A 23781-nucleotide genomic window follows, 5' to 3' on the forward strand; every position below is an offset into this window, starting at 1 on the left:
TTAACCAAAGAAAATAGTACAAAAGGTCAGCGAATATTCAACGTTTTATTCACATTGATACCAGAGTTCGTGAAGTCAGATGAATAAACCAATTATATACACGAAGGTGCGCACCAATAATTTTTCAACTTATCTCAGTACGCGACAAACGTTACAATGATAAAAGGGGCAACACTGCCGCCCCTTCTCCGGCTTCGTCAATCTCATGCTTAGTCTGTTAATACGCCATTCTGATAGTCACGAACCGCTTGATTAATCTCATCCATTGAGTTCATCACAAACGGCCCATAGTGCACAACAGGCTCATCAATAGGTAGACCTGACAGAATCAACACACCAGCATCTTCTGAAGCCGTTAGGCCAAGTAAGTCGCCCGCCGAAAGCTGAACCATGTGCCCTTGATTGACCAGTTGATTTGCAATATCAACCGTTCCTTTATAGACATATATGTTGACCTGATAGTCTGTCGGCACCGTGAGGTTGCGTGCTTCACCTGCATCCGCTCGCCAATCTGCAATAAATGTTTCGACACCCGTCGATTGCAAAGGCCCAACTATCTCAGCACCGTCCTCAGTTGCTCGACCAGAAATTACACGAAGCAGATTCTTCTTCGTTCCGTACTCATTGATTTCGGGTGCTTGAAAATCATGATATTGCGCTGGATTCATCTTCTTAGCCGCTGGTAAGTTGATCCAAATTTGGAAGCCATGCAGCTCCCCATCATTCATGATAGGCATTTCACTATGAATAACGCCTTTGCCTGCAGACATCCACTGAGCGCCGCCGCTACTCAGTTCCCCTACATTACCCATATGGTCTTTATGCTGAAAATGCCCTTTCAACATGTAGGTCAGCGTTTCAATACCACGATGAGGATGTGGAGGGAAACCACCGATGTAATCATCCGGATTGTCGCTTTTCAATTCATCGATCATCAAGAAAGGGCTGAACTTAGCGTCGTTAAACCCATGCACACGACTAATTTTAACGCCGTCCCCATCTTTTGATGCGTGAGATCGAATAACGCGCAGTACTGTTCTGATATTCATAACTTTCTCCTTAGTTAGCGTTATTCTAGTGCGGAGCTACGCTAAGAAAAACTAGGCTAGGAGGAACAAGTTGTTCTGATTCTTCGAACAATCATTTTGCGCCAATCAAGATAAACAAAGAATATTGCTTCTCAACACTTAAATTATTTGCTGTTCCCACAAGAGCATCTTTGATACCTATACCCAAGTAACATCAAGATGCTTGGGTATGAACTCTACGCCCCAAAGTTATCGAACACGCCAGAGCGCACTACATGGAAGCGATTAGTTAGCCAACGCAAAAAGTAATATTCAAGGATGAATTCAATGATCGAATGGAAAGCCAACCACCTATGGTATTACGACGATAGCTTCCGTTGTTTCGGCGTTGATATTGGACAACGGATGACGGTTATTCGCCTAGCCGATGGTGGGCTATTGGTGCATAACCCCTGCGAATTAACGGAATCACTCAAATCCCAAATTGATGCGCTTGGCATTGTGCGCTGTGTGACAACCGCTAACCACACCATACATCAGTCTTTATCAGATTGGTGGCTAACGTATTCTGATGCGTATTTCTATTCCGCCCCAGATCTTGCCGCAAAACGTTCAGATATTGGATTTGATGGAGAGCTAACGTCTAAGTCTTCACCTCTTTGGCGAAACCAACTCTATCAAACAGTGTTACGCGGTAACAATCAGCGAGAGGACGTCGTGTTTTGTGACCCCGAAAGCCAAACACTTGTCATTGGGGAAAGCATAATGCTTTTAAGCGGAGGCTCTGTTTTGCGCCAACTCGTGGGCAAATCAAGTGGATGCCACACCCATGTTCGCGTTCCTTTTTACGAAAAGTATCGTGTCACCGACATCAAGCTCCTCAGGCGCTCACTTCAAGAAATTCTAACATGGCCATTTGATCATATCCTTCCTATACATGGAGACCCTATTCAAGGTGACGGAAAGAAAAAGTTAGCGGCGGCATATAGCTGGGTCCTTAACCATTAACCATTAACCATTAACATCAATGAAATCACAACAAAGTAATTCATAGCCCTTTATATTCAAGTCGCTATAATTGGGCATAATTTTTCACCCGCATCAACAGAAGCAATTCATGAAACAGAATATACTAACCTTTTTCAAAGGAATGGCGATGGGAGCTGCAGACGTCGTTCCCGGCGTTTCAGGCGGTACAATCGCGTTCATCACTGGTATTTATGACACTCTTTTGGAGAGCATTCGTCGCGTCAACCCCTCCCTGTTCTCCCTATGGCGTAAAGAAGGCTTTGCCGCTGTTTGGAAGCACGTAAACGGTACATTTCTTTCTTCATTGCTGGCCGGTATTCTTACCGCAATCTTGACCTTAGCAAAAGCCGTTTCGTACGCGCTAACAGAGCACCCAATCGTTATCTGGTCATTCTTTTTTGGCCTAATCGTAGCATCCGCAATTCATATGATTAAGCAAGTCGAGCGTTGGTCAGTCAAAGAGATCCTCTTTGCAATTGTCGGCGCGGTATTTGCCTACAGCATCACCGTTGCGAATCCGGTATCAATGGAATTCAATATGCTGACGGTTTTCATTGCCGGTTCCATCGCTATCTGTGCGATGATCTTGCCAGGTATCTCCGGCAGCTTTATTTTGCTTCTTCTTGGGATGTACGGCCCCGTATTGGATGCCGTAAAGAGCCTGCAGATTCCTATTCTTGCTTTATTTGCGCTAGGCTGCTTAGTCGGCCTTCTTAGCTTCTCTCATGTATTGTCATGGTTGTTGCGCTGTTATCGCGGTTTCACTATCGCCTTTCTGACGGGTTTGCTGATTGGTGCCTTAGGAAAAGTTTGGCCTTGGAAAGAAGTCATCAGCTTCAGAACTAACTCTTCAGGTGAGCAAGTACCACTGATCGAGAAAGCGTTATCACCAATGGCATTTGAGTCTGTGACAGGTCAACCGTCGCTACTACCCATCGCTCTAGTCATGATGGTTGTAGGTTTTGGTCTGGTTCTTGGCTTAGAGAAAATATCTCAAAAACTCGAAGACTAATTATCATAGAGTTACGGCTTGCTATTAACGCAGCAAGCACAATTCAACGTTAAGGGGTTGCTCAGGCAACCCCTTTTCTTATCACTGATTTCAAGACCTTACTCACATAGCCCGACGGGATAAAGTGATACACTTTTTCATGTCTATTCCTCAAAAATGCTCATCATGAAAACCAGCTTTGTTATCGGTCGTCGATTCGTCGATATTATTTTTGTCATCGTTTTTCTCGCTATCGGCTACGTTTTTGCTGACCTTTTTATTTTTTCAACGTCGAGCAAAACCATAATTAACGAGGACCATTGCACGCTTGGCACCACGGCGTGTAACTTTCAATCTGCCAACGCGATCTTATCTACTGATAGCGTTAAACCCTTAGTGCCATCACAATTGGATGTGACTTTTTCAGATAGCAACGCTGCGCATCTGCTTCTTGCCTTAGAAGGTGTAGAAATGAACATGGGTGTATATAAGCTCAAATTGATGCGGTCTAAGAATAATCAATTCACCGGCAACGTGATGCTGCCTATTTGCATGGACGAAGAAATGACATGGCGAGGCACAATCAGTAGTCCGGACAACGACACCATTTTGCCCGTAGAAATAAGGATGAAGCGATGAAAACCAAAATCATCATACTGGCGCTAGCATTGATTGCGGGATTGGGCGCTCGGTATATGCTCGAACAAAACCAAACACCTGACATTGTCGTGGAGCTTGGCAAATTACAAAGTGGTGACCAAACCGTTCAACTTTTTGACACCACAGATGAAAGGCTACGCGTTCTCTATTTTGGCTATGCACATTGTCCAGACGTTTGCCCAACGTCGCTCGCTATTCTTTCGGCTGCTTTAAAGTCATTGCCCGAAGAAACATTAGCAGGCGTGCGCCCAATTTTCGTTACTCTCGACCCGAAAAGGGATGACGCAGATGTAGCGAAAGAATATGCAGGCTATTTCCACCCAATGCTTGAAGGCACCAGTGGGAGTGTGGAAGCCATTGATGCACTCGCTAAGAAATATGGCGTGCTTTACCAAATTACAGAGTTAGAAGACTCTGCAATGGAGTATGCCGTTGACCACAGTTCCTATTTCTATTTCCTAAAACCAGATGGTGAGCTCATTGAAAAGGTGCCACACACGCTAAACCCCAACATGGTGTCTGATGCTATCGAACGTTTAGGCCCGAGTGCTAAGCGTTAGTATCAAACACATTTTCCGTGCTCTTTATGAGTGACTCGCTGAGCCCGTGTGCCTGATGTGTATTTTTCCGAAAACCGAATGTTTGAAAAAGGAGTGTCGATGAGACCTGCCCCCCTGATATGTTCATTACTCGCTGGAGTATTCTCGTTCTCAGTCAATGCTGCTATTGAACTCACAGATCCTTATGCGCGAGCGACACCGCCAAGAGCCCCGAACAGCGCTGCATTTATGGTAATCAAGAACACAGGCTCCGAAACAGTAAGTTTGATCCGCGCAGAAACACCCGCGGCAAGAACCGTCGAACTTCATAACCATGTCATGGATGGAGGCATGATGAAAATGCGACAAGTTGATAGCATTGAAGTGCCCAGCCACGATAAAGCAACTCTAGAGCCCGGCGGTTTTCATATCATGTTGTTCGATCTCTCTACCCCATTAAAAGATGGCGAACGTCTTCCGTTAACATTGCACTTCTCGAATGGTACAGAGGTCACACAATTTATTCCTATTACGAAGGCAATGGTTGAATCAAAAATGAAACACGGCCACGATAGCCATTAGAAATTGCTAAAATTCTAAGTATTTATGCTGACGTGTGACTTAGATTTTTAGGCAGTATCAACATTGAGGCGTACATCAAATGTCATCTGGCGGCAGAATAGTGAATCGCAGTCTATGTTTATACTGCAACCAGTTATTCAACAGGTAAAAAGCAGTAAAAAAGGCAACCCAACAAAAACAATGAGGTTTTAACTATGAAAATTCGTCTTCTAGCGTTAGCAGCGATTGCATCCAGCGCAGTTCTAGCTGGTTGTTCAAACAACTCAGCGCTTGAGCAAAGTGTTGCAGATCTGTCATCTAAAGTAGATTCTCTTTCAAACCAAGTTTCTTCTCTACAAGGTGACGTCGCTGATGTAGCTGCTGCAACCGCTCTGTCTTATGACGAAGCAGCACGTGCGAATGAACGTATTGACAACATGGCGCAGTCTTACACCAAGTAAGCCGCTTTATAAGTCTCTTTATAATTCAGCGGCATCTTCGGATGCCGCTTCGCTTCCTAACTCAATTGGCATTCCTGACTGCACGGCAAGTGCGGCTCTATATCGACTCTCATTCATTTGATTACTTTTGAGCCAGAGCGACGTTCGCGTATCAGGCAGCGTTAACATTCGCGTTCCCGCTTGCGTTTCGTCTAGTGATAATGGTCGATGCGCTTCTACGTAAACGGCACCATCAGGCTCGTAGCTTGTTTTGACGGGTTCATTGATCACGCGAACTTTATCTCCCACCTTCACTTCATCGAATAGCCAAACAATATCTTCTGGTCTCATTCGAATACAACCTGAACTGACACGTAGCCCGATACCAAAATCCTTATTGGTTCCATGAATTAAATACGTGCCAGTTCCATAAGCCAACCTTAAAGCATGCGTGCCTAAAGGGTTTTCTGGCCCAGCAGGGACAACCTCTGGCAAAACAATGTTCTTTGTCTCAAGGTACTCTTTGCGAATACTTTCTGGTGGTGTCCATGTAGGGTTTTCACGTTTCTGGCTGATCTTGGTTTTCATGATCGGCGTGTCACGCCCTATCCGACCAATGCCAATAGGAAAAACATTCACTTTCCCTATCTCTGGCTCAAAGTAATACAAGCGTAATTCCGCAAGGTTAATCACCACGCCTTCGTAGTCCACATCTGGCAAAATGAGCTTTTGAGGGATAGTGACAAAAGTACCAGCATCAGGAAGATAAGGGTCAATGCCAGGGTTAGCGGAAAGTAACGCTAAAAAGCCGACGTTATATTGCTTTGCGATTAACTCTAGATGCTCGCCCTGTTTAATAACGTGAATCGTATTCTCGCCAATTAGGCGGGTGTTTTCCTCAGGCCAATCATACTGGTTCGCATGAAGCGTCATCGGTAGGATGGCTGCACATAAATACAAAAAGGGTCGAAGCATCGAATTCATGAAACAAAAATCTCTAAGTCTGTGCAGCTATATAGCTGGAAAGGATGAGTGCTCATCGCTCAACGATAGATATATCAATTATATACCCACACCGAACAATCAGTTGCTAAGTCACCCTTTTACTAACCTGCAGTGTTGAATGAGAACGGCAGTAACATATCACGTCATCCCCACTGCACTTGCAACTGACCTCGCTTAAAAGCCAAACAAATGTCGATTTTATCTCGACACTGAAACATCAAGTAAAAAGCAGTTTCTAGGCACTTTGAAGCATAATGTAAGGCACAGTTTGAAAAAAGTGGCGGTATCCCAGTTAGAAATAGATACGCAAACCTAGCGAGCCTTCAAGTTTCAACGCTGAATCGTCCTGCCAATACCATGTAGTACCCGCTTCTCCGTAAAGTTCAATATTCCCTCGCCCCATAGGTGTCGCGGCGCCAACACCCACTCTTGGCCCCCATTTATGCGTAGAATCATCAATCCATTGAAATCCACCAAAGCCATACAAAGAAAGCGGCAAATATTCAGGCCGAGCCAACCAAGGGCCAATATCCCACATTCCATCAACAGCAGCGCCTTTCTCTTCAATCCCCAAAGAAATGCGCATAGCATTTTGTGACACTGTCACACCAGACATTGGTGTACCTAAAAAAACCCCAGCAGAAAAGCCTTGTGACGACGCTGACATTGCTGGCAACAATAGTGCAAGCCCAAAGAGATAACGTTTCATTTTAAATGTCCATTTCATGTGCCTTACTCAAACCAAAAGGCAACTAAATTCATAACGCTCGTGGGATATTAACACTTATCAGCATATTATCAGCGGCTATTGAGAAAAATGCTTTACTGGTTATAAAACAAACACTTCAACCGTGAAACCGCCGACAACCTTCACACCCTTTGCCTTCCGTCACAACTGCTATCATCCGCACCACCTTTTTCTTCGTAGTACGTAAACTTATGAAAGAAAAATGTCGTTATATAGGTCTTTGTAGCAAGTGATAATTTTATCGTTCGTTATATAGCACCAAATTAATGCTGACCAATGGAGATCAACAATGCTGATTCGAGTGCCCAAGAAATCCGAAATTAAAGAGCATGAACTGACTCCAGAGTCCGTTTACCACTCTCGTAGAGACATATTGAAGAAGCTCGGTATCGTGACGGCGACATTGCCCTTTGCAGCGCAAAGCCAAGCCAACATCTTTGATATTTTTGGTGGTGATGACGAAAAGAAAGCTGATGTGATTTTCCAACGTTCTGCATTGACGGCAAAACCGAGTATTTATGGAGCAGATCTGCCTCTCACACCAGAAAAGAAAGTGCTTACCTATAATAACTTCTATGAGTTTGGTACGGGCAAAAACGATCCTGTCGAAAACAGCCAATCTTTTAGCGTTGACCCTTGGAAATTAGAAGTCACGGGGCTAGTCAATAATCCAATCTCGTTGACCTATGACGACCTCCTCAAACGTTTTACTCTTGAAGAGCGCCTATACCGCATGCGCTGTGTTGAAGCATGGTCAATGAATATCCCTTGGATTGGCTTTTCCTTGGGTGATCTAATTAGGGCAGCAGACCCACTCGGTAGCGCAAAATACGTGGCGTTCGAAACTCTCTATGACCCCAAACAAATGCCCGGTCAAGCATCACAGTTTGTTGGCGGCGGCATTGATTACCCTTACGTTGAAGGTTTGCGGCTAGATGAAGCCATGAACGACCTAACACTGCTTAGTGTCGGTCTCTACGGGCAAACGCTTGCACCTCAAAATGGTGCCCCAGTTCGGCTAGTCGTACCTTGGAAATACGGATTTAAAAGCATCAAATCGATTGTGAAGATTCATCTACTTGAGTCGCAACCTGCTACAACTTGGAATTTGTTAGCACGTCATGAATACGGATTCTACGCCAACGTGAACCCTCAAGTTGATCACCCGCGTTGGAGTCAAGGTTCTGAGCGATTTATAGGCGAAGGTTCGATCTTTAGCTCTCGTCGTCAACCTAGCACCATGTTCAACGGATACCAAGACGAAGTCGCAAGCCTTTATAAAGGGATGGATTTGAGGTCAAACTATTGAAGCCTTTGGCAGCAAAGCACATAGTTTGGGTTAAAGCGCTCATTCATGTCGTCAGTTTGTTATTTTTCGCCAACCTGATTTGGCTGGTGTTAAACAATAAGTTTGGTGCAGATCCTGTTGATGGCATTACGCATTACACCGGTATCGCTGCGCTCAATACTTTGATCGTCACCATGTTCGTGAGTCCTATTGCCAGATATGCCAAGCAAGGTCTCTTGGTCCGCTGCCGACGCGTTGTCGGGCTGTATAGTTTCTTTTGGGCGACGCTACACCTGTTTACGTATCTCGCCCTCGATTTAACCTTCAGCTTTGCACTGTTAGGAAGTGAAATACTTAGTCGGCCTTACCTCGCCGTAGGGGCGGTTTGCTGGGTTATTCTCTTTGCCCTAACGGTCACGTCGACAGCTCGCATACAACGCAAAATGGGGGCAAAATGGCAAAAACTGCACCATTACGTCTATTTGGCGCTTGTCCTAGCACCAATCCATTTTTACTGGTCATCAAAGTCAGAGTTAATTGAGCCAACTATCTATTTTTTGTTGGCGATTTCATTACTCGCCGTTCGCTGGAAAACCCTTAAAAGAATTGTATTTCGACCTGCTCTCAAGCGCGGATAGCCTCACTTTTGAACGCTTCACCACATTTAGACACCCGAATTAGTGCAAATTTTTATTTTTTGCCATACTTTAGGTAACCCTTTGTCGTGAAGCTTGTTTTTGGAGTAGGCTTTTTTGCTGGATGAACTTATTTCACAAAGCTTGAGAGACTTTCAATTAGACTGTCTCAGTTTCTGTGAACACCATTATCCAACGATTCATAATCGCGGGATGAAAGAGAGCCATCTCGGCAAGGCATTGGCGCGTCGTATTATGCACTCTTACGACAAGCTAGACATTGACACCACCTGTCGATCAGTCGAAGAATCTAATACGATTAAACAATTAGTGTTTCTCGTCGATACACCAGAGCACCAAATCTATATCGTCGCGCATCGTCTCATCAGCGCAAATCTAGCCTGCCGTAGAGCAATTGTTAACGATATGAAATGGACGCTTGATCACCTTGAAGCACCCAATGACAAAGAAAGGCGTATCATTGTCATCGCAGACCACTGGATTGACCGTTCTGTTGCGAGTAAAGCAGTACCCCACTGGTGGTTGGGTCATCAACCTATTCATCAAGCCGATTTTGCCGCCCAGGGCGTTAAACTTGTCGACGCAGAGCACTCTCTTGCCGGCGATATTGAGGTAGTGTGTTCAATCACGGGTGGACGACATCGAATTTATCATCCGCTTCATCGGCAGCGAGATGGGTTGCCACTTCATAAATACCTTTTGTTAACGGCGACATATCCGTTGTAGAAGTTATTTAGGTATTCTACCCACCCGTTGTTAACGCATTCTCCATTAATTGCTTTCATCTTTTCACGCCGGAAACGCCATGACCACCGATGTAAACGCCAACGATACTCTCCTGCGCGATGCGCCAGTTATCAATCTGTTTCTTCGTTATTCGCTTCCCACGATTGCCGCCATGATGGTCACCGGCATTTATGTCGCCGTTGATGGTATGTTCATTGGTCATTTTGTGGGTGAAAGTGGACTGGCAGCAATCATGTTAGCCTACCCGATTGGTTCTATTCTCTACGCGCTGGGCAACATGATAGGGATGGGCGCTGCATCTTTGGTTTCTATTCACCTAGGAAGCGGAAATGCCAAATTAGCACAACAAGTCGTTGGCAACGCTTTTTCACTGTCGCTGCTTGTCAGTGTGGTTGTTTCTTTTCTCGGCCTTCTGTTTTCAACGGACATTGTGTATGCACTCGGTGCTCAAGGGCATGTGGCCGAGATGGCCATCACCTATCTGAAATGGTATTTCGGTATGGGAGCCTTTGCGCTCGTGTCTATGGCATTTTCAATTTTGCTGAGAAATGATGGGCAGCCCAATCGCGTCACGGCGATTATGATTTTGGGCGGTGTACTCAACATCTTTTTAGATTGGGTGTTCATTGTTCTTATTCCTTGGGAATTAAAAGGCGCAGCCATTGCGACTATGCTTTCCCAGTTAGTGACGGCGTCACTTTGCCTTTTTCATTTTTTCCAACCGTCTACTCGCCTTCGCATTACGTGGCAATCCATTGTTATCAAAACAAAAACCGTCTCAGACATCTTGCAGCTAGGTATTCCTGGTTTACTCATGTACCTATATCTTTCTGTTGTTCTAACACTACACAACATGGCTTTCCTGTCGTTGGGGAGCACTATCCACGTCGCCGCTTATGCCGTCGTCAGTTACACAGAAGCTTTCTTCTACCTCGCGTTTGAAGGAATCGCATTGGGTATGCAGCCAATTACGAGTTTCAATCTTGGTGCGCGAAGAATGGACAGGGTCATTGAAAGTAGGAATATCGCGTTTGGCGCTGCGTTACTGGTGTCCGTGGCAGGATTATTACTCGTTTATGTATTCCCAGAGGCCGTGATCTATGCATTTGCTGGTGATAGCCCAGATCTCGCTGAAGTGACTAAAGAAGGGATGTATCTATACTTCTGGGGCTTGCCAACGGAAGCCTTACTGCTCGTTGGGGCTATTTATTTTCAGTCCATCAACCAAGCGACGATTGCTAACTGGTTAACCGGGGGTAAACTGGTGATAATGGCGGCAATGCTATTTGTCATGACAAAACTGGTTGGTACCACGGGCGTTTGGATTTCTCTGGCATGTACCAGCACATTGCTTTTTGTCTGGATGATGTGGAAACTTTACCAAACAAGGCTATCTGCGCCGCCTTCGACGCGCTAATTTCTCACTATTTCTCTTCTCTAAGGGGCATGGATGCTCGAAAAAGTTGTCAGTATTTTGTTTCCAGTTTTTGCCGTAGTCGTGGCAGGTTTTTTCGTGGGGAAAGGCTTTCGACCGGATATGCGTCATATCAACCGAATCAATATCGATTTAATGGTGCCCTGTTTAGTCTTTACAACACTTTCCGTCATGCCGATGGGCGGTGAACAAAATGCGCTGTTTATTGCCGCGGTTATTGCTGTACTGCTACCCGGGATCTTGATGATACCTGTGAGCAAACTCCTTAATATATCCTATAAAACCTGGGCACCACCGCAAATGTTCCGTAACAGCGGTAACCTGGCGATCCCTTTGTTTGGTTATGCCTTTGGCGCCAGTGCAGAGGCGCCAGCAATCTTACTGTTTGTTGTCTCTATGATGCTCCACATTACTGTGGGATTGGCACTGCTTAGCAACAGTGAGTACCGGTTCTATCAGATTTTCAAAATGCCCATATTAATTGCAGCCCTACTCGCGTTGATTTTTAATTTTAGTGGCATCGAGGTCTGGAAGCCGCTAAACGACGGAATGGTGCTAATTGGAAGCGCGGCCGTCCCGGTCATGTTGATTTCATTGGGAGTGCAATTAACGGCGATTCAATGGTCGGGATTGGGCGTTGGTTTACTGAGCACAGCGTTAAGCCTGGCGACAGGCGCCGCCAGTTTTGCGGTTATTTACTTTTTCGTGCCACTCCCACCTGAACATCTTCGTATGATGCTACTGTTTGCTATGCTGCCACCCGCGGTGATGAATTTCTTGTTTGCAGAACGCTTTCACGTGGGTCCAGACAAAGTGGCTTCAATGGTATTGTTTGGAAACTTCCTCACCATTATTACGCTACCCGCGCTGCTGTATGCCGCTTTCGCGATGTTCTGAATCGCACGCTGCTTAAGCTTGCTAGTCACCTCATGAGCACGAATATCTAGCACTGATACTGATACTGATACTGATACTGATAGTAGGAAATATACTAAAGTGCAGGCTTCTTCCAAACGGATTTAAAATCAAACCAGCCCACTTTGTTAGATGACACATCTTCGAGTTCACGCCCATCAACGACGCCTAGCCAAATATGAAATAACGGGATGATTTGCGCTGATTCCACCAGCATTTTTCCGATGACTTCTGCATCGAAATGCGTTGCATCACCAGATCGCCATTCGGTCATTTTGTTAGTGATTTCGCTAAATTCAGCCGAGGGCATCGCGGTGGAAAGATGGGAGAAACTCAATAACCAAGGCAAAATGGCATCGCTCCGTTTGTTACCTAAACTCATGCCACATAGCCAAATATCGACTTTCTTTGCATGTTTAGGGGACATGATATCTTCGTATGGAACGACATCAATTTCCAACGTAATCCCATCTATTGCGAGAAGTGATTTAAGTGCTTTCGCCATCAAAGGAAATAATGGATTGTCGGATTGATGAGCAAGCCTGAGTCCCTTTTTCTCTGGCGCAGATACGTCCAAATGAGAAACATTAGTATGAATCCAACCCGGCAGTAATCCGTAAGCATTAGTCAAACGATACTCACCAATGCCACTTTCTGCCAAGTGCGGCAATAGTCGTAATGAAGAAAGACGATCACTGAGATATGCCGCCCAACGCGGATCCTTGGCAATACCATTGTTGCGATTTAATAGAAGGTAATTACACCCTTCATCCAACGCCAAGCGCTCTTTAGTTCCACTTTGTAAAATACCTTGTCGTGAATCTAACGCCGTGGGATCAAGTTTGGCTGTAGGCTGTAAGTAACACATGGCGGCACTATCTAGCACCCAAATTTCAATTTCATCTGTTAATGCGCGAAAACCAAAGTAATGATCATTGGCTTTTAACACCAACTGATGACTATTGTTTTCCACCACGCGATATGGCCCAGTGCCAACAGGAAATAACTCACCGTTCTTTGCCTCCGCCGCCTTCCTCGACTGTATGGAAGCCATAGGTACCGCAAGTGTGTCTGGCAAGCGCCTATCAGGGCGTTTTAAGTGGAAATCAATGACGTTTTCAGCAGGAGCTTGAATCGAATCAATGTGAGAAAAAAACACATTACTGCTAAGTACTTGTAGCGACCAAATGACATCATCGGTATGTAGCAGATTCCCATCATGGAATCGCACCGCCGGTCTAAGATAAAAGCGCCAATGGGTATCAGATAGCGCCTCCCAATGATGAGCGAGATCCGCTTCGACTTGCTCCGTTGATTCATTAAAACGCGTTAATCCATTAAATATCTGGGTGATCAAATGCTGTTCAGAGCGTCTTAGTGGTTTGGCAGGATTCAAGCAAGGAAAAGCGCGGTAATAAGGAAGACGAATGATTTGCTTCCCTTCTTGTGTCGACACCCCTAATTGCTCTTGTATCAATTGCGCCAATTTGGACGCATCGTTGCCTAAATCCTCGAGTGCAGCATCAAGCTTTCCATCTTTCACCCACTGTCGAACACGCTTCATTTGCAAGTCGGAATCACTGCGATGGAAAATGAGTTGGCTCTGCTTGCCACGGCCTACTGCTGGCTCCCAGCTTAACCATCCATGCTCCGCCATTTTGCTCAGAACCATGCGGGCATTGCGACGAGTACAACTGAAGATTTCAGCCATATCTTGGAGGTTCGTATCACTGTCTTTGCCACCGAAATGCGCATAGACCTTAGAAAACTGTGTTTGAAGACGCTGTCCTGACATAAAAGGGGAACCTAATTTCAACCAAATTGGACGCCGTAACTTCCTATTTTACTGAATATTCTGGGAATGCCTACTGTTATACTCGCGCAAAAAACGACCAAACCCCAAGTTTGTTTCCTCATTTTCCCTATTGAGGATTGTTATTTAGCGCTATAAAGCTATTATCGAGGCTCAACTGCAAGAGGCCAATCTGGCACAGGAGCAAACATGAGCGACGCTGCTATTCTTTCCCATTTTCACAAAAAACAATTTTGGATGGCGAGCCACGTCAAAAACGCTCAGTTCCCCACACCAGAAAGCATTCAGGGCTTAAGTCTCTACAAAGCGTCAGAGAAAACTCCCACCATTATTGAACAACGCACCAATATGGGTAACAGCAATGATTACACTTTCTACACAGTAGATTGCCACCCTCTGATGGTGAGATATGCGCGAACATTAGCCCAGAAATGGCCGGAATCAGAAAGCGCATCATTGCTTGAGTTTTTATCCCAGTTGTCACTCACCGATATTCCAACACCTGATGGTATTAATGTCTCACTGCATGTCGCAATGCAATCGGGAAAACCTGTTGCAACAGGGATGATTTTTAGCAGCCTAGAAGAAGGCGAATCGGTGGTCGGTTTGTACGACATATTTGGTATGAACGGTGAGGTCGCTGCGGCTATGCGTGCTTACTTGGAAAATCAGACAGACAGCGAAATATTAGTCTGCGAATAGGTACGGGTTATACCCAGCAACCTAAAAACCTAAGGGGCAACCCCAAATAAAAAAGCAGAACCTGACGGCTCTGCTTTTTTATTTAAATTCGGTATATCTCTTACTGTGTTAGCGTGTGGCATCTCGGAGACACTAGCACCTGTAAATTCATGCTTATGTCATTGAAATATCACTGCTGCTTTGCAAGCAGCTAAAAAGGTGCTGATAAAATAGGCTCAAAAAGTGTGTTTAACAGCAGGCTTTCTATTTATGCACGTGAAGCGCGTTCTTTCTTTACGATCAAGAATGCAGCAAAGACGAATGCGACGACAAGAATGGTTTCCACAAGATGCTCCTTAAGGGGTTAGCGCAAAATAATGTTATTTATATAAGGTCAACAACCATTGGCTGTTTTTTCGGCTGCGAGTATAACCAAAAATCGTTACCAAATCTTGCCAAATGTTAAATAAATTCCACTGATATTCGTCTCAAATATGATTTCGTGAGATACCTCAAAGGTGCAACCAGACGCACATCAAGAATAATCACCAAAAGTGCATGATTTACAAAAGATAAAACCCCGAAGAACACCTATTCAGGCAATAACTCCGAGGTTCTACAAAAATGTTTTTTTACACTATTGAATTGCAGCGCCAGCCTTCGCCCATTGCCCTAACACATCACGTTCTTCTTGCGTCATTTGAGTCAAATTCCCTAGCGGCATAATCGTTGTATCAACAGACTGAGCCACTATTCTCATTGCCTCACGTTGTATCTGTTCAGGTGTATCGAGCATGACACCTGCGGGAGCGACAGCAAACGCCGGATGAGAGGGTGATTGAGAATGACAAGCCGTACAGCGTGCTTTGATAATGGTATCCACCTGCACGAACACCTGCATCGTGGGTGACAACGTCGCGGGATCTGCAGGCATGCTCTCGGTATGTGCATGCAAATCTGCCGATGGTGTCGAATTCGATGGTGCAGACACATAAGCTAAACAGATCATACCTAGCGCCGCAGCCGGTAATGTCCATGCATATTTTTGGCTACCATGGCGGGTGTTAAAATAATGCCGAACCAAAACACTGAGTAACGAAACACCGGCTAACACTGCCCAGTTAAATTCGTGACCATAGGTGCTTGGGAAATGATTGCTGATCATGATAAACAGCACAGGAAGGGTAAGATAATTGTTGTGACGTGAACGCAATAACGCCTTAGCCGGCAGACTTGCATCCGGTTCTCTGTTTTCTTCGATCGCCTTCACCAGCGCACGTTGCCCCGGCATGATCACCCTAAATACATTGCCCACCATGATAGTACCAATAATTGCACCAACATGAATGTAAGCGCCACGACCACTGAACACCAAACTTAACGCCCACGCCGCAAACACTAAGCCAGCAAAAAGTGCCATGCCTAATAGCATCGGCTTTTTGCCTAATGGCGAATCACACAAAAGGTCATAGATAAACCACCCAGCCACCAGTGACGCAATGCCAATCATTACTGTCGTGCTGGCGCCAAACTCCGATCCGGGTTTCACCAAGTAGATATCAGCATTTGCATAAAACACGATGAAGAGCAGCGTCATGCCAGTGATCCACGTGAAATACGCTTCCCATTTAAACCAGTGTAAGGTTTCTGGCATCTTTTCTGGGGCGAGTTTGTATTTCTCGAGGTGATAAATGCCCCCGCCATGAATCGCCCACAGATCTCCCGACAATCCATCACGTGGGTTTTGTCTATTCAGGTTGTTCTCAAGCCACACAAAATAAAACGACGCGCCAATCCATGCAACGCCAGTGATCATATGCATCCAGCGCACCGCCAGATTCAGCCATTCCGTGATATAAGGATCCATTATTTCCTCCTTTCTGAACAACGTCGCTCGCCATCAGTGAACGCCACATTTTCTGCCTTGTGAACAAATCACGTTAAGAGTATGTGTTCGCCGACGTCATCCTATTTCTTTCTTTGATATTGGTGCTCACCTTAAACAAAGCAGGTTTTCATTGCTCTCGTCAGTTCATGTTACAAATTAGGTGCCAATATCACATGTGTTTGTCCTGAAAAGAAAAACTCGTCACAGTTGCTCCCCTCACCTTCACGGTCGACCACCAAGAATTGATCCTTTGGTGCGAGTGCCAATACGGGGTGATGCCATACGCCAGAGTGATAATTCACCCCTTGCGTACCTTTTGCATAGAACGCTTTAATTTTAAGAGGATCCGGCTTTTCTTCTACCGGTGCGACAACGACGAGATAATCGTTTCCGAGCAACGGCATGAAGGCTTGCGAACCTTTAGGATGGCGTTCGAGCATCTTGATTGAGAGTGGAAAGGAAAGAGGTGTTGCTTCGAAAATATTGATGATCACACCACTCCCTTCATCAACTTGCGTAGTGGCGAGTTTATGGAAGCGGCGTGTTGAACCATTGTTGATCATGAAGAATTCGCGATCCTCTGCTTCAATAACATCACCAAAAGGTGCAAACGCTTCTCTAGTTAGCGGTTCAGGTATTAACTTGATGGCATTTTCAGCAGCAGTCTCTTTATTCATTCCCTTCTTATCCCTTCTCAATCCCTATGACAATCTGCAACAAGTATTCTTATCAACCCGATTTACGACCAATTAAGCGCACACGACTAATACCGCCGTCTGGGAAAATATTCACTCTGACATGAGAAACAGCACCAAGTGTATTGAGCTGATCAATGAATTCGTGAATGTTGTCGGCCGATAACTTCTGGCTTGGCAGCAATTCGCGCCAGAACAAGCTTTGGGTGGCGATTTGTTCATCGGTTCCTCCATTCACGACCGCCGCTTGAATGGAAATAGTGTCTGGGTAATTACCTTTGAAGTGAGCTGTATCGATCTCGATGCGATCAATGATACCAGCATGACCAAGGGACAAGATGACCCAATCATTTCCAGGCACACGGCGACGGGCGGTTTCCCAGCCATCACCCATGTTCACACCACGTCCCGGCATGATGAGGTTGCTCATATGACCAAAGTGTTGATCGTTACACGCTAGCGCCCTCCCGCCATTCTCAACAGCAACTAAATCCAACTCAGTTTCGGGATGCACTCGCTCCCAATCGATCTCGGGATACCCGTATACACGTAAGCGTGCAACACCACCATCGGGATAAATGTGGAAACGAACATGTGTGAATACATTTGGAGAAGAAATTTCAGCAAAATGATGGCTATCGCCATTGAGGCTCAATGACGGCAAAACTTCAGTCCACTGCTGATCGCGTTCAGGATCACCATCAGGACAGTAACAAGCCTCTAACGAAGCAGAGGGCGGATAGTTACCAGTAAAATGAGAAGTATCAATATCGACCCCAAGGATCTTACCGGTTAAGCCGAGTCTAACAACACAGTAGTCATGACCTTCTTCGCGCTTGCGTCGCGATTCCCAGCCATCCATCCACTTCCCATTGTCGTCATAGACATCTTCTTTCCATTGCGCAGGGCCATCATCCAAAAGACGTTGCTTATCGGCAAAAAAGTCGTCTGTGGCAAAGATTGCCTGTGCGCCTAGTCGGTGACTAGCGAGATTGACGAGCTTGGTGAAATCAGGACGATTATCCATTTCATTGCTTCCTTTATCGTATATATCCAAAGCGTTGCATCAAAACAAACGTCCTTGAATACAAAAGGTCGCGTCTTTTTCCCTTTCACTGTGGCGAGAAACCAAGAACAGGTTTCCGGCGAGCTTCAATTTGCGAGACGCTGTAAACGCCGTTAATTCTAGTGAAAGAAAACGGCGACCAGAGAGCTACAAATCACGTAGCCTGAACAAGGCGATTTTGTTAATTTCAGTAATCGCCGTGTCGAATTCCGTCGCGAGGTCGTTATCTAAACGACGCTCAAATGCTTCCAAGATTGCGTATCGATTAGCACCCTTTACCGCCATGATGAAAGGGAACGCAAACTTCTCTTTGTAACGTTGGTTAAAATCTGTAAACCGTGCAAACTCTTCGGCGGAGCATTGGCTAATACCCGCACTTGCCTGCTCATTAGTAGATTCAGCAGTCAGTTCTCCTGCTTGTGCGGCGCGTCCTGCCAAATCTGGGTGAGCCAAAATCACCTGCATTTTTGATGCATCATCTGCGTTGTTTAGCACTCCTGCCATTCTTGTATGAAGGGTATCTACTTCATCAAATGTGCTATCTAGCCCGTCACCGTAAGCCTGTTCAGCAACCCAAGAGCTGTGTTCGAAAACACCACCGAACGTATCAACAAATTGTTCTTGGGTTTGCTCGCTTGGGCGACACGTAGAAAATAATGCCATTGCGCTACCTACTCCTTGGTCATCGATGGGTGTGGATGATGTTTGTGCCAATGCTCTGCAATATCAACACGACGCGTAATCCATACACTATCGTGTTGCTTCACGTACTCAACAAAACGCTTCAATGCCGCCAATCTTCCTGGTCGACCAATCAAACGGCAATGTAACCCGATAGACATCATTTTTGGGGCGTCTTGTCCTTCTTCATACAACACATCAAAACTGTCTTTCAGGTATTGGAAAAACTGTTCGCCCGAATTAAAACCTTGAACGGTTGAAAAACGCATATCGTTCGCGTCCAGTGAATACGGGATAACAAGTTGCGGCTTGCCAGGCGGTGTGCCGTCTTCATGCCAATACGGAAGATCATCGTCATAAGCGTCAGAGTCATAAAGAAAACCACCCTCTTCTGCCACCAGTCGACGTGTATTTGGACTGGTTCTTCCTGTGTACCAACCTACCGGCCGTTCGCCAACAATGTTCTCAATCGCGTCAATGGCTTTAGTCATGTCTGCGCGTTCATCTTCTTCGCGTACATATTGATAATCAATCCAGCGATAACCGTGGCTGCATATTTCGTGGCCTTCATCAGCCATCGTTCTAATCACATCTGGATGTCGCTCTGCGGCCATACCAACTGCAAAAACGGTCAATGGAATTTCATGCTGTCTAAACAACCGCAGTACACGCCACACGCCCGCCCTCGAACCATATTCATACATCGATTCCATACTGATGTGGCGAACGCCCGCTAGAGGTTGAGCTGAGGGTATTTCAGATAGAAAGGCTTCCGACTCTCTGTCGCCATGCAAAACACAGCGCTCACCGCCTTCTTCGTAGTTGAGTACAAATGACACTGCAATCCGAGCCTCTCCCGGCCATCGAGGGTGAGGTGGGTAAGCGCCATAACCTTTTAGATCCCGAGGGTAGTCACTACTCATCGCCTTTCCTATCAACATACCAACTTCAAGCCAATATCAACGATCAATCAACAACCTATACCCCTCACTAACTGCTGTTTGCAGTTAGAAAGAGCATCGAAAAATGATGCTGATCGAACGAAAGACCTTAGCGCGAAGTCAATTAGAAATTATTTTGTATAACCTATACGTGATGCCTTACTTGGCATAAGCACATTTTTAGTATTACATTTTGTATACAATTTACAAGAACAAGTTAACAAAATGTTGCCGCCATCATGTTTCTGCAAATTGAGAACAGTGCGATTTATCGTCAATTTTTCTCGCCAAACCCATGCTATAAGCGCTTTCTTCTGTATTTCTCACAATTAACACTGCGTAATTTTTGACCTTTACAAGACTTAACTATTGTGTACATTTCAATTTATAGATGTGCACATTTTAGTAAAAGTGTTGTTAGAGATGTCGTTAACGCTTCCAATCAATTGGCAGATCAATTGGCAAAAAAGTTGGAGACATCTCATTCAAACCAAATCAACACATAAAGGAATTATGGTTCATAAAGGGACAAAACCAATATGGGAAAGCTGACAACACACGTACTCGACACGAGCAACGGAAAACCAGGATCAGAAATTGAGGTCACACTCTATAGAGTATCGGGTCACGGCCTCGAACATGTCATCACCACCATCACGAATCAAGATGGTAGAACCAATGAGCCTCTGCTTGAGGGCGATGAGTTGTTGAAAGGCAAGTATCAACTTCAATTCAATACAGCCAATTACTTTCACAGCATGGGGGTCACCCTTAGTGAAATCCCTTTTCTTGATGACATCGTTATTCGATTCGGGATTAACGACCCAAGCGCCCACTTTCATGTTCCTTTATTGGTCTCTCCCTACAGTTTTTCGACTTACCGAGGAAGCTGACACTCCAACAAAGGAAAACAACGCAATAAAAGCGTCAGTTGCGACTGCCGCAAGAACGTAAATACGAATAGGACTTCAGCGACATAGAAACCTCGCCGTAATGCCTAGTGCAATTGGATGGAAACAACAGGATGGAAACGATGGACAAGAATAGCACTGTTGAACAAACATCAGTAAAGAGTGGCTTTCTGGAGAGGTTCTTCAAACTCAGCCAACACGGCACATCAGTAAAGAACGAGTTTATTGGCGGGATCACCACCTTTGCCACCATGGCATATATCATTTTCGTGAACCCAAACATCATGTCCGCGTCAGGTATGGATCCCGGTGCGCTCTTTGTCGCTACCTGCATAGGCGCAGCCATCGGTACTTTGATGATGGGACTATTTGCGAACTGGCCTGTTGGTCTTGCACCAGGGATGGGGTTGAACGCATTTTTTGCTTTCACTGTCGTTGGCGAAATGGGCTATAGCTGGCAAGTCGCACTCGGTGCCGTGTTTATTTCCGGTGTGATCTTTGTGGGTCTCAGCGTGTCACGTGTCCGTGAATGGGTCATCGAAAGTATTCCCACCAGTTTGCGTTATGGCATGACTGCGGGGGTCGGACTATTTCTTGGCATCATTGGGCTGAAAAGTGCCGGCATCGTTGTGGGTAGTAATGCCACACTGGTGACATTGGGTGATTTCACGCAGCCCCCTGCCATTCTTGCCGCAGTCTGCTTCTTCATTATTTCCGTGTTGTCTGTAAAGAAAGTCTTTGGCTCCGTGCTCATTGGCATATTCAGCGTGACGCTCATTGGCCTTGCTCTCGGTCTTTTCGAATACAATGGTATCTTTTCCGCACCGCCGAGTATTGCCCCCACCTTTATGGCCATGGACATCGCTGGCGCGTTCAATGTCGGCATGATCAGTATCATTCTCGCTTTCCTTTTCGTGAACATGTTCGATACCGCGGGCACATTAATGGGCGTGGCTGAACGCGCAAACTTAGTCAACAAAGAAACCGGAAAAATAGATGGGCTACCAAAAGCGCTAAAGGCAGATAGTCTGTCGAGTGTCATCGGCGCTTGCTTTGGTTGCCCACCTGTCACCAGTTATGTTGAAAGTGCATCGGGTGTGTCTGCTGGCGCACGAACGGGGTTGTCTGCGGTTGTGGTGAGCTTGCTGTTTCTGGCCGCTATTTTCCTCGCGCCATTGGCGGGGATGATCCCTGCATACGCCACGGCTGGCGCACTGATTTATGTCGCATTTCTCATGATGAGCAGCATCAAGAACGTCAACTGGGATGACTTTACTGATTCCGTCCCTGCTGCCGTCACCGCGCTCATGATGCCACTGACTTTTTCAATCTCAAATGGCATCGCATTAGGTTTCATCACGTACACCGTACTCAAAGCAGGCACCGGAAAATTCTCAGATATTTCCATCGCCATGTATGTATTGAGCATTCTCTTTGTGTTCAAACTCATCATTCTTGGATAACAAAATATAGGGACCCGCAGAGGTCCCTTCTTTCTATTTTAGGATTGGACAACCTTTCAATCAGTATCAAGGGTAAACGGAATTTCACTATCATCGCTGTCGAAGGGAACGAGACAGTAAGAGGAAAATACTATGAAATTGCTTTACGAGTTAAACGACAGGCCACCAGCAGGCTCAACATTTTTGCTGGCACTACAACATATGCTTGCTTCCATTGGGGGCATTATTGCTGTCCCTCTCATCGTCGGCAGCGCCATCGGATTGCCTGCCGGTGATGTCGTGACACTGATTAACGCAGCACTATTCGTTTCTGGTGCCTTTACTATTGTCCAATGCCTTGGAGTAGGCCCAGTGGGTATTCGTTTGCCCGTAGTTATGGGGTCAAGTTTCGCCTTTTTGGGGATAGCTATCGGGATAGGCAAAGCGGATGGGGTCTCCGGTATAATGGGCGCAGCCCTCGTGGGTGCCTGCCTAGTCATTGTTTCAGCTTTCTTCATGGAGCAGATCCGAAAACTCTTCCCTCCTGTTGTCAGTGGCGTTGTGGTTACCTTGATTGGCTTGACGATATTACCCGTCGCCATGAACTGGATCGGTGATGCCCCCTCAGGCAGCGATCAATTCGCTACACTACCGAAGCTATTTCTTGCTGCAATTTCGCTATTGGTAGTCCTTTTAGTTTCGACCTATGCCAAAGGCGGAGTGGCAGCATCAGCCATCGTGATTGGTTTGGCGGGTGGTTACCTTGTCGCACTCAGTATGGGTATGGTCAACCTCGATCAGCTCCACAATTCAAGCTGGTTTGCCGCTCCAGAGCCCTTTAAGTTTGGTCTCAGTTTCTCATGGCCCGCCATCATAGGCATGTGCCTTGCGTACATCGTCGTGATTGCAGAAGCGACGGGAGATTTCCTTGCCCTTGCCAGTAACTGTCATCGCACCATTTCCGGTAAAGATCTAAAGCGCGGACTGTTAGGTGATGGTATCGGCAGTGCCGTCGGCTCTTTATTTGGCGCCATGCCATTGGCATCGTTCAGCCAGAACGTCGGCATCGTGGGCATTACTGGGGTAGCAAGTCGGTTTGTGGTTGGCACCACTGGCGCATTGCTCATTCTTGCTGGCTTATTCCCTAAATTCGGCGCGTTGGCTGTGTCTGTGCCGAAACCTGTATTGGGTGGCGTTGGTTTTGTTATGTTCGGGATGATCGCTTATGCGGGTATCCGCATGCTAGTGAAAGCAGCCGATACGCGTCGCAACGCCTTGGTGATTTGTGTCTCACTCGCTGCGGGTTTAGCCGTCACCATCAAACCTTCGTTGCTTCAGCACCTCCACCACGATATCGCGCAACTTCTTCATTCAGGCATCACCACAGGGACGATTGTCGCTGTAATGCTGAATCTCGTTCTTCCTAAATCAAGAGAAGATGTGACCGCTGAGCGTGAAGCCGAAGAGGAAGAAATGAACAGCGAACACACTCAGCCATTGAACGAAGACACTGCCGATCCAGTAATGGTTAGCGTTACCGCGCCAAAAGACGCGCCGCTCGATGAGGATTCCAAACCGACACAATAAACCTCACCTAGCACGTTATCGCCCCGTTCATTCG

At 46.0% G+C, this 23781-nt stretch carries 24 protein-coding genes; 15 read left to right on the forward strand and 9 right to left on the reverse strand.

Annotated elements, in window-relative coordinates:
• Positions 1-209 precede the first annotated feature (209 nt).
• Positions 210-1049, reverse strand: coding sequence for a pirin family protein (locus tag L4D06_RS08835; RefSeq protein WP_429738901.1), 840 nt, complete (start codon positions 1047-1049; stop codon positions 210-212).
• A 306-nt stretch (positions 1050-1355) separates the two neighbouring features.
• On the opposite strand from L4D06_RS08835, the gene L4D06_RS08840 reads away from it, so the two are divergent.
• The 6 genes from L4D06_RS08840 (at position 1356) to L4D06_RS08865 (ending at position 5269) form a co-directional block, all read left to right on the forward strand.
• Positions 1356-2036: a DUF4336 domain-containing protein gene (locus tag L4D06_RS08840; protein ID WP_429738903.1), complete on the forward strand. Its 681-nt coding sequence runs from the start codon at positions 1356-1358 to the stop codon at positions 2034-2036.
• Between the two features lie 109 nt (positions 2037-2145).
• Positions 2146-3069: a polyprenyl-phosphate transporter gene (locus L4D06_RS08845; protein WP_274163198.1), complete on the forward strand. Its 924-nt coding sequence runs from the start codon at positions 2146-2148 to the stop codon at positions 3067-3069.
• A gap of 165 nt (positions 3070-3234) precedes the next feature.
• Positions 3235-3687 (forward strand): hypothetical protein, encoded by a 453-nt coding sequence (locus L4D06_RS08850; RefSeq protein WP_274163199.1) that lies wholly within the window; start codon positions 3235-3237, stop codon positions 3685-3687.
• A complete protein-coding gene (locus tag L4D06_RS08855) occupies positions 3684-4268 on the forward strand; it encodes an SCO family protein (protein WP_274163200.1) in 585 nt (194 codons plus the stop codon). The genes L4D06_RS08850 and L4D06_RS08855 overlap by 4 nt, the downstream gene beginning before the upstream one ends.
• A 99-nt stretch (positions 4269-4367) precedes the next feature.
• The gene (locus tag L4D06_RS08860) at positions 4368-4829 is read left to right on the forward strand and encodes a copper chaperone PCu(A)C (RefSeq protein WP_274163201.1); all 462 of its coding nucleotides are present in this window, start codon (positions 4368-4370) and stop codon (positions 4827-4829) included.
• Positions 4830-5023: 194 nt separating this feature from the next.
• A complete protein-coding gene (locus tag L4D06_RS08865; RefSeq protein ID WP_028022635.1) occupies positions 5024-5269 on the forward strand; it encodes an LPP leucine zipper domain-containing protein in 246 nt (81 codons plus the stop codon).
• 18 nt (positions 5270-5287) lie between these two features.
• Here the strand turns inward: L4D06_RS08865 and L4D06_RS08870 are convergent, their stop codons facing one another.
• Positions 5288-6223 (reverse strand): L,D-transpeptidase family protein, encoded by a 936-nt coding sequence (locus L4D06_RS08870; protein WP_429738971.1) that lies wholly within the window; start codon positions 6221-6223, stop codon positions 5288-5290.
• A 322-nt stretch (positions 6224-6545) separates the two neighbouring features.
• The gene (locus tag L4D06_RS08875; RefSeq protein ID WP_429738907.1) at positions 6546-6962 is read right to left on the reverse strand and encodes a hypothetical protein; all 417 of its coding nucleotides are present in this window, start codon (positions 6960-6962) and stop codon (positions 6546-6548) included.
• Between the two features lie 328 nt (positions 6963-7290).
• Between L4D06_RS08875 and msrP the strand changes: the two genes are divergently transcribed.
• The 5 genes from msrP to L4D06_RS08900 all read left to right on the forward strand — a co-directional run bounded on the left by msrP (position 7291) and on the right by L4D06_RS08900 (position 12024).
• Positions 7291-8310, forward strand: a complete 1020-nt coding sequence (gene msrP, locus L4D06_RS08880; protein ID WP_429738909.1) for a protein-methionine-sulfoxide reductase catalytic subunit MsrP — start codon at positions 7291-7293, stop codon at positions 8308-8310.
• The gene (gene msrQ, locus L4D06_RS08885; RefSeq protein ID WP_429738911.1) at positions 8307-8927 is read left to right on the forward strand and encodes a protein-methionine-sulfoxide reductase heme-binding subunit MsrQ; all 621 of its coding nucleotides are present in this window, start codon (positions 8307-8309) and stop codon (positions 8925-8927) included. Before msrP ends, msrQ begins: the two co-directional genes overlap by 4 nt.
• A 114-nt stretch (positions 8928-9041) precedes the next feature.
• Positions 9042-9671, forward strand: coding sequence for a hypothetical protein (locus L4D06_RS08890; RefSeq protein ID WP_274163205.1), 630 nt, complete (start codon positions 9042-9044; stop codon positions 9669-9671).
• 79 nt (positions 9672-9750) lie between these two features.
• Positions 9751-11109, forward strand: a complete 1359-nt coding sequence (locus L4D06_RS08895; RefSeq protein WP_429738913.1) for an MATE family efflux transporter — start codon at positions 9751-9753, stop codon at positions 11107-11109.
• 33 nt (positions 11110-11142) lie between these two features.
• Positions 11143-12024: an AEC family transporter gene (locus L4D06_RS08900; RefSeq protein ID WP_429738915.1), complete on the forward strand. Its 882-nt coding sequence runs from the start codon at positions 11143-11145 to the stop codon at positions 12022-12024.
• A 94-nt stretch (positions 12025-12118) separates the two neighbouring features.
• Here the strand turns inward: L4D06_RS08900 and L4D06_RS08905 are convergent, their stop codons facing one another.
• Positions 12119-13837, reverse strand: coding sequence for an SgrR family transcriptional regulator (locus L4D06_RS08905; protein WP_429738917.1), 1719 nt, complete (start codon positions 13835-13837; stop codon positions 12119-12121).
• Between the two features lie 207 nt (positions 13838-14044).
• Between L4D06_RS08905 and L4D06_RS08910 the strand changes: the two genes are divergently transcribed.
• Positions 14045-14557, forward strand: a complete 513-nt coding sequence (locus L4D06_RS08910) for a hypothetical protein (RefSeq protein ID WP_429738919.1) — start codon at positions 14045-14047, stop codon at positions 14555-14557.
• A 616-nt stretch (positions 14558-15173) separates the two neighbouring features.
• Here L4D06_RS08910 and L4D06_RS08915 read toward each other — a convergent pair.
• From L4D06_RS08915 to puuE, 5 genes are all read right to left on the reverse strand, one after another.
• On the reverse strand, positions 15174-16403 hold the full coding sequence (locus L4D06_RS08915) for a urate hydroxylase PuuD (RefSeq protein ID WP_274163210.1): 1230 nt from the start codon (positions 16401-16403) through the stop codon (positions 15174-15176).
• A gap of 170 nt (positions 16404-16573) precedes the next feature.
• A complete protein-coding gene (locus L4D06_RS08920; RefSeq protein ID WP_429738920.1) occupies positions 16574-17101 on the reverse strand; it encodes an ureidoglycolate lyase in 528 nt (175 codons plus the stop codon).
• A 52-nt stretch (positions 17102-17153) separates the two neighbouring features.
• The gene (gene alc, locus L4D06_RS08925; RefSeq protein WP_429738921.1) at positions 17154-18146 is read right to left on the reverse strand and encodes an allantoicase; all 993 of its coding nucleotides are present in this window, start codon (positions 18144-18146) and stop codon (positions 17154-17156) included.
• Positions 18147-18332: 186 nt separating this feature from the next.
• Positions 18333-18848 carry a 2-oxo-4-hydroxy-4-carboxy-5-ureidoimidazoline decarboxylase gene (gene uraD, locus L4D06_RS08930; protein WP_429738923.1) on the reverse strand — a complete coding sequence of 172 codons (516 nt, stop codon included), beginning with the start codon at positions 18846-18848 and terminating at the stop codon, positions 18333-18335.
• A gap of 8 nt (positions 18849-18856) precedes the next feature.
• Positions 18857-19789: an allantoinase PuuE gene (puuE, locus tag L4D06_RS08935; RefSeq protein ID WP_274163214.1), complete on the reverse strand. Its 933-nt coding sequence runs from the start codon at positions 19787-19789 to the stop codon at positions 18857-18859.
• Positions 19790-20346: 557 nt separating this feature from the next.
• On the opposite strand from puuE, the gene uraH reads away from it, so the two are divergent.
• The 3 genes from uraH to L4D06_RS08950 all read left to right on the forward strand — a co-directional run bounded on the left by uraH (position 20347) and on the right by L4D06_RS08950 (position 23747).
• Entirely contained in the window at positions 20347-20700 is a 354-nt protein-coding gene (uraH, locus tag L4D06_RS08940; RefSeq protein ID WP_274163215.1) for a hydroxyisourate hydrolase, read from the forward strand.
• Between the two features lie 140 nt (positions 20701-20840).
• The gene (locus tag L4D06_RS08945; protein WP_429738925.1) at positions 20841-22181 is read left to right on the forward strand and encodes an NCS2 family permease; all 1341 of its coding nucleotides are present in this window, start codon (positions 20841-20843) and stop codon (positions 22179-22181) included.
• Positions 22182-22313: 132 nt separating this feature from the next.
• Complete coding sequence (locus tag L4D06_RS08950) at positions 22314-23747, forward strand: nucleobase:cation symporter-2 family protein (RefSeq protein ID WP_429738927.1); 1434 nt, start codon at positions 22314-22316, stop codon at positions 23745-23747.
• Positions 23748-23781 lie beyond the last annotated feature (34 nt).

The organism is Enterovibrio makurazakiensis (genome assembly GCF_050336585.1).
GTDB lineage: Bacteria > Pseudomonadota > Gammaproteobacteria > Enterobacterales > Vibrionaceae > Enterovibrio > Enterovibrio gelatinilyticus.

Excerpts from the sequence above, each read along its gene's own strand:
- msrP (WP_429738909.1), top strand. The coding sequence starts at position 7,291 with ATGCTGATTCGAGTGCCCAAGAAATCCGAAATTAAAGAGCATGAACTG.
- L4D06_RS08910 (WP_429738919.1), top strand. The coding sequence starts at position 14,045 with ATGAGCGACGCTGCTATTCTTTCCCATTTTCACAAAAAACAATTTTGG.
- L4D06_RS08920 (WP_429738920.1), bottom strand. The coding sequence starts at position 17,101 with ATGAATAAAGAGACTGCTGCTGAAAATGCCATCAAGTTAATACCTGAA.
- L4D06_RS08850 (WP_274163199.1), top strand. The coding sequence starts at position 3,235 with ATGAAAACCAGCTTTGTTATCGGTCGTCGATTCGTCGATATTATTTTT.
- L4D06_RS08945 (WP_429738925.1), top strand. The coding sequence starts at position 20,841 with ATGGACAAGAATAGCACTGTTGAACAAACATCAGTAAAGAGTGGCTTT.
- uraH (WP_274163215.1), top strand. The coding sequence starts at position 20,347 with ATGGGAAAGCTGACAACACACGTACTCGACACGAGCAACGGAAAACCA.
- L4D06_RS08900 (WP_429738915.1), top strand. The coding sequence starts at position 11,143 with ATGCTCGAAAAAGTTGTCAGTATTTTGTTTCCAGTTTTTGCCGTAGTC.
- L4D06_RS08835 (WP_429738901.1), bottom strand. The coding sequence starts at position 1,049 with ATGAATATCAGAACAGTACTGCGCGTTATTCGATCTCACGCATCAAAA.
- L4D06_RS08895 (WP_429738913.1), top strand. The coding sequence starts at position 9,751 with ATGACCACCGATGTAAACGCCAACGATACTCTCCTGCGCGATGCGCCA.
- L4D06_RS08905 (WP_429738917.1), bottom strand. The coding sequence starts at position 13,837 with ATGTCAGGACAGCGTCTTCAAACACAGTTTTCTAAGGTCTATGCGCAT.
- L4D06_RS08855 (WP_274163200.1), top strand. The coding sequence starts at position 3,684 with ATGAAAACCAAAATCATCATACTGGCGCTAGCATTGATTGCGGGATTG.
- L4D06_RS08870 (WP_429738971.1), bottom strand. The coding sequence starts at position 6,223 with ATGCTTCGACCCTTTTTGTATTTATGTGCAGCCATCCTACCGATGACG.
- alc (WP_429738921.1), bottom strand. The coding sequence starts at position 18,146 with ATGGATAATCGTCCTGATTTCACCAAGCTCGTCAATCTCGCTAGTCAC.
- L4D06_RS08875 (WP_429738907.1), bottom strand. The coding sequence starts at position 6,962 with ATGAAACGTTATCTCTTTGGGCTTGCACTATTGTTGCCAGCAATGTCA.
- L4D06_RS08860 (WP_274163201.1), top strand. The coding sequence starts at position 4,368 with ATGAGACCTGCCCCCCTGATATGTTCATTACTCGCTGGAGTATTCTCG.
- uraD (WP_429738923.1), bottom strand. The coding sequence starts at position 18,848 with ATGGCATTATTTTCTACGTGTCGCCCAAGCGAGCAAACCCAAGAACAA.
- L4D06_RS08915 (WP_274163210.1), bottom strand. The coding sequence starts at position 16,403 with ATGGATCCTTATATCACGGAATGGCTGAATCTGGCGGTGCGCTGGATG.
- L4D06_RS08950 (WP_429738927.1), top strand. The coding sequence starts at position 22,314 with ATGAAATTGCTTTACGAGTTAAACGACAGGCCACCAGCAGGCTCAACA.
- puuE (WP_274163214.1), bottom strand. The coding sequence starts at position 19,789 with ATGAGTAGTGACTACCCTCGGGATCTAAAAGGTTATGGCGCTTACCCA.
- L4D06_RS08845 (WP_274163198.1), top strand. The coding sequence starts at position 2,146 with ATGAAACAGAATATACTAACCTTTTTCAAAGGAATGGCGATGGGAGCT.
- L4D06_RS08840 (WP_429738903.1), top strand. The coding sequence starts at position 1,356 with ATGATCGAATGGAAAGCCAACCACCTATGGTATTACGACGATAGCTTC.
- L4D06_RS08865 (WP_028022635.1), top strand. The coding sequence starts at position 5,024 with ATGAAAATTCGTCTTCTAGCGTTAGCAGCGATTGCATCCAGCGCAGTT.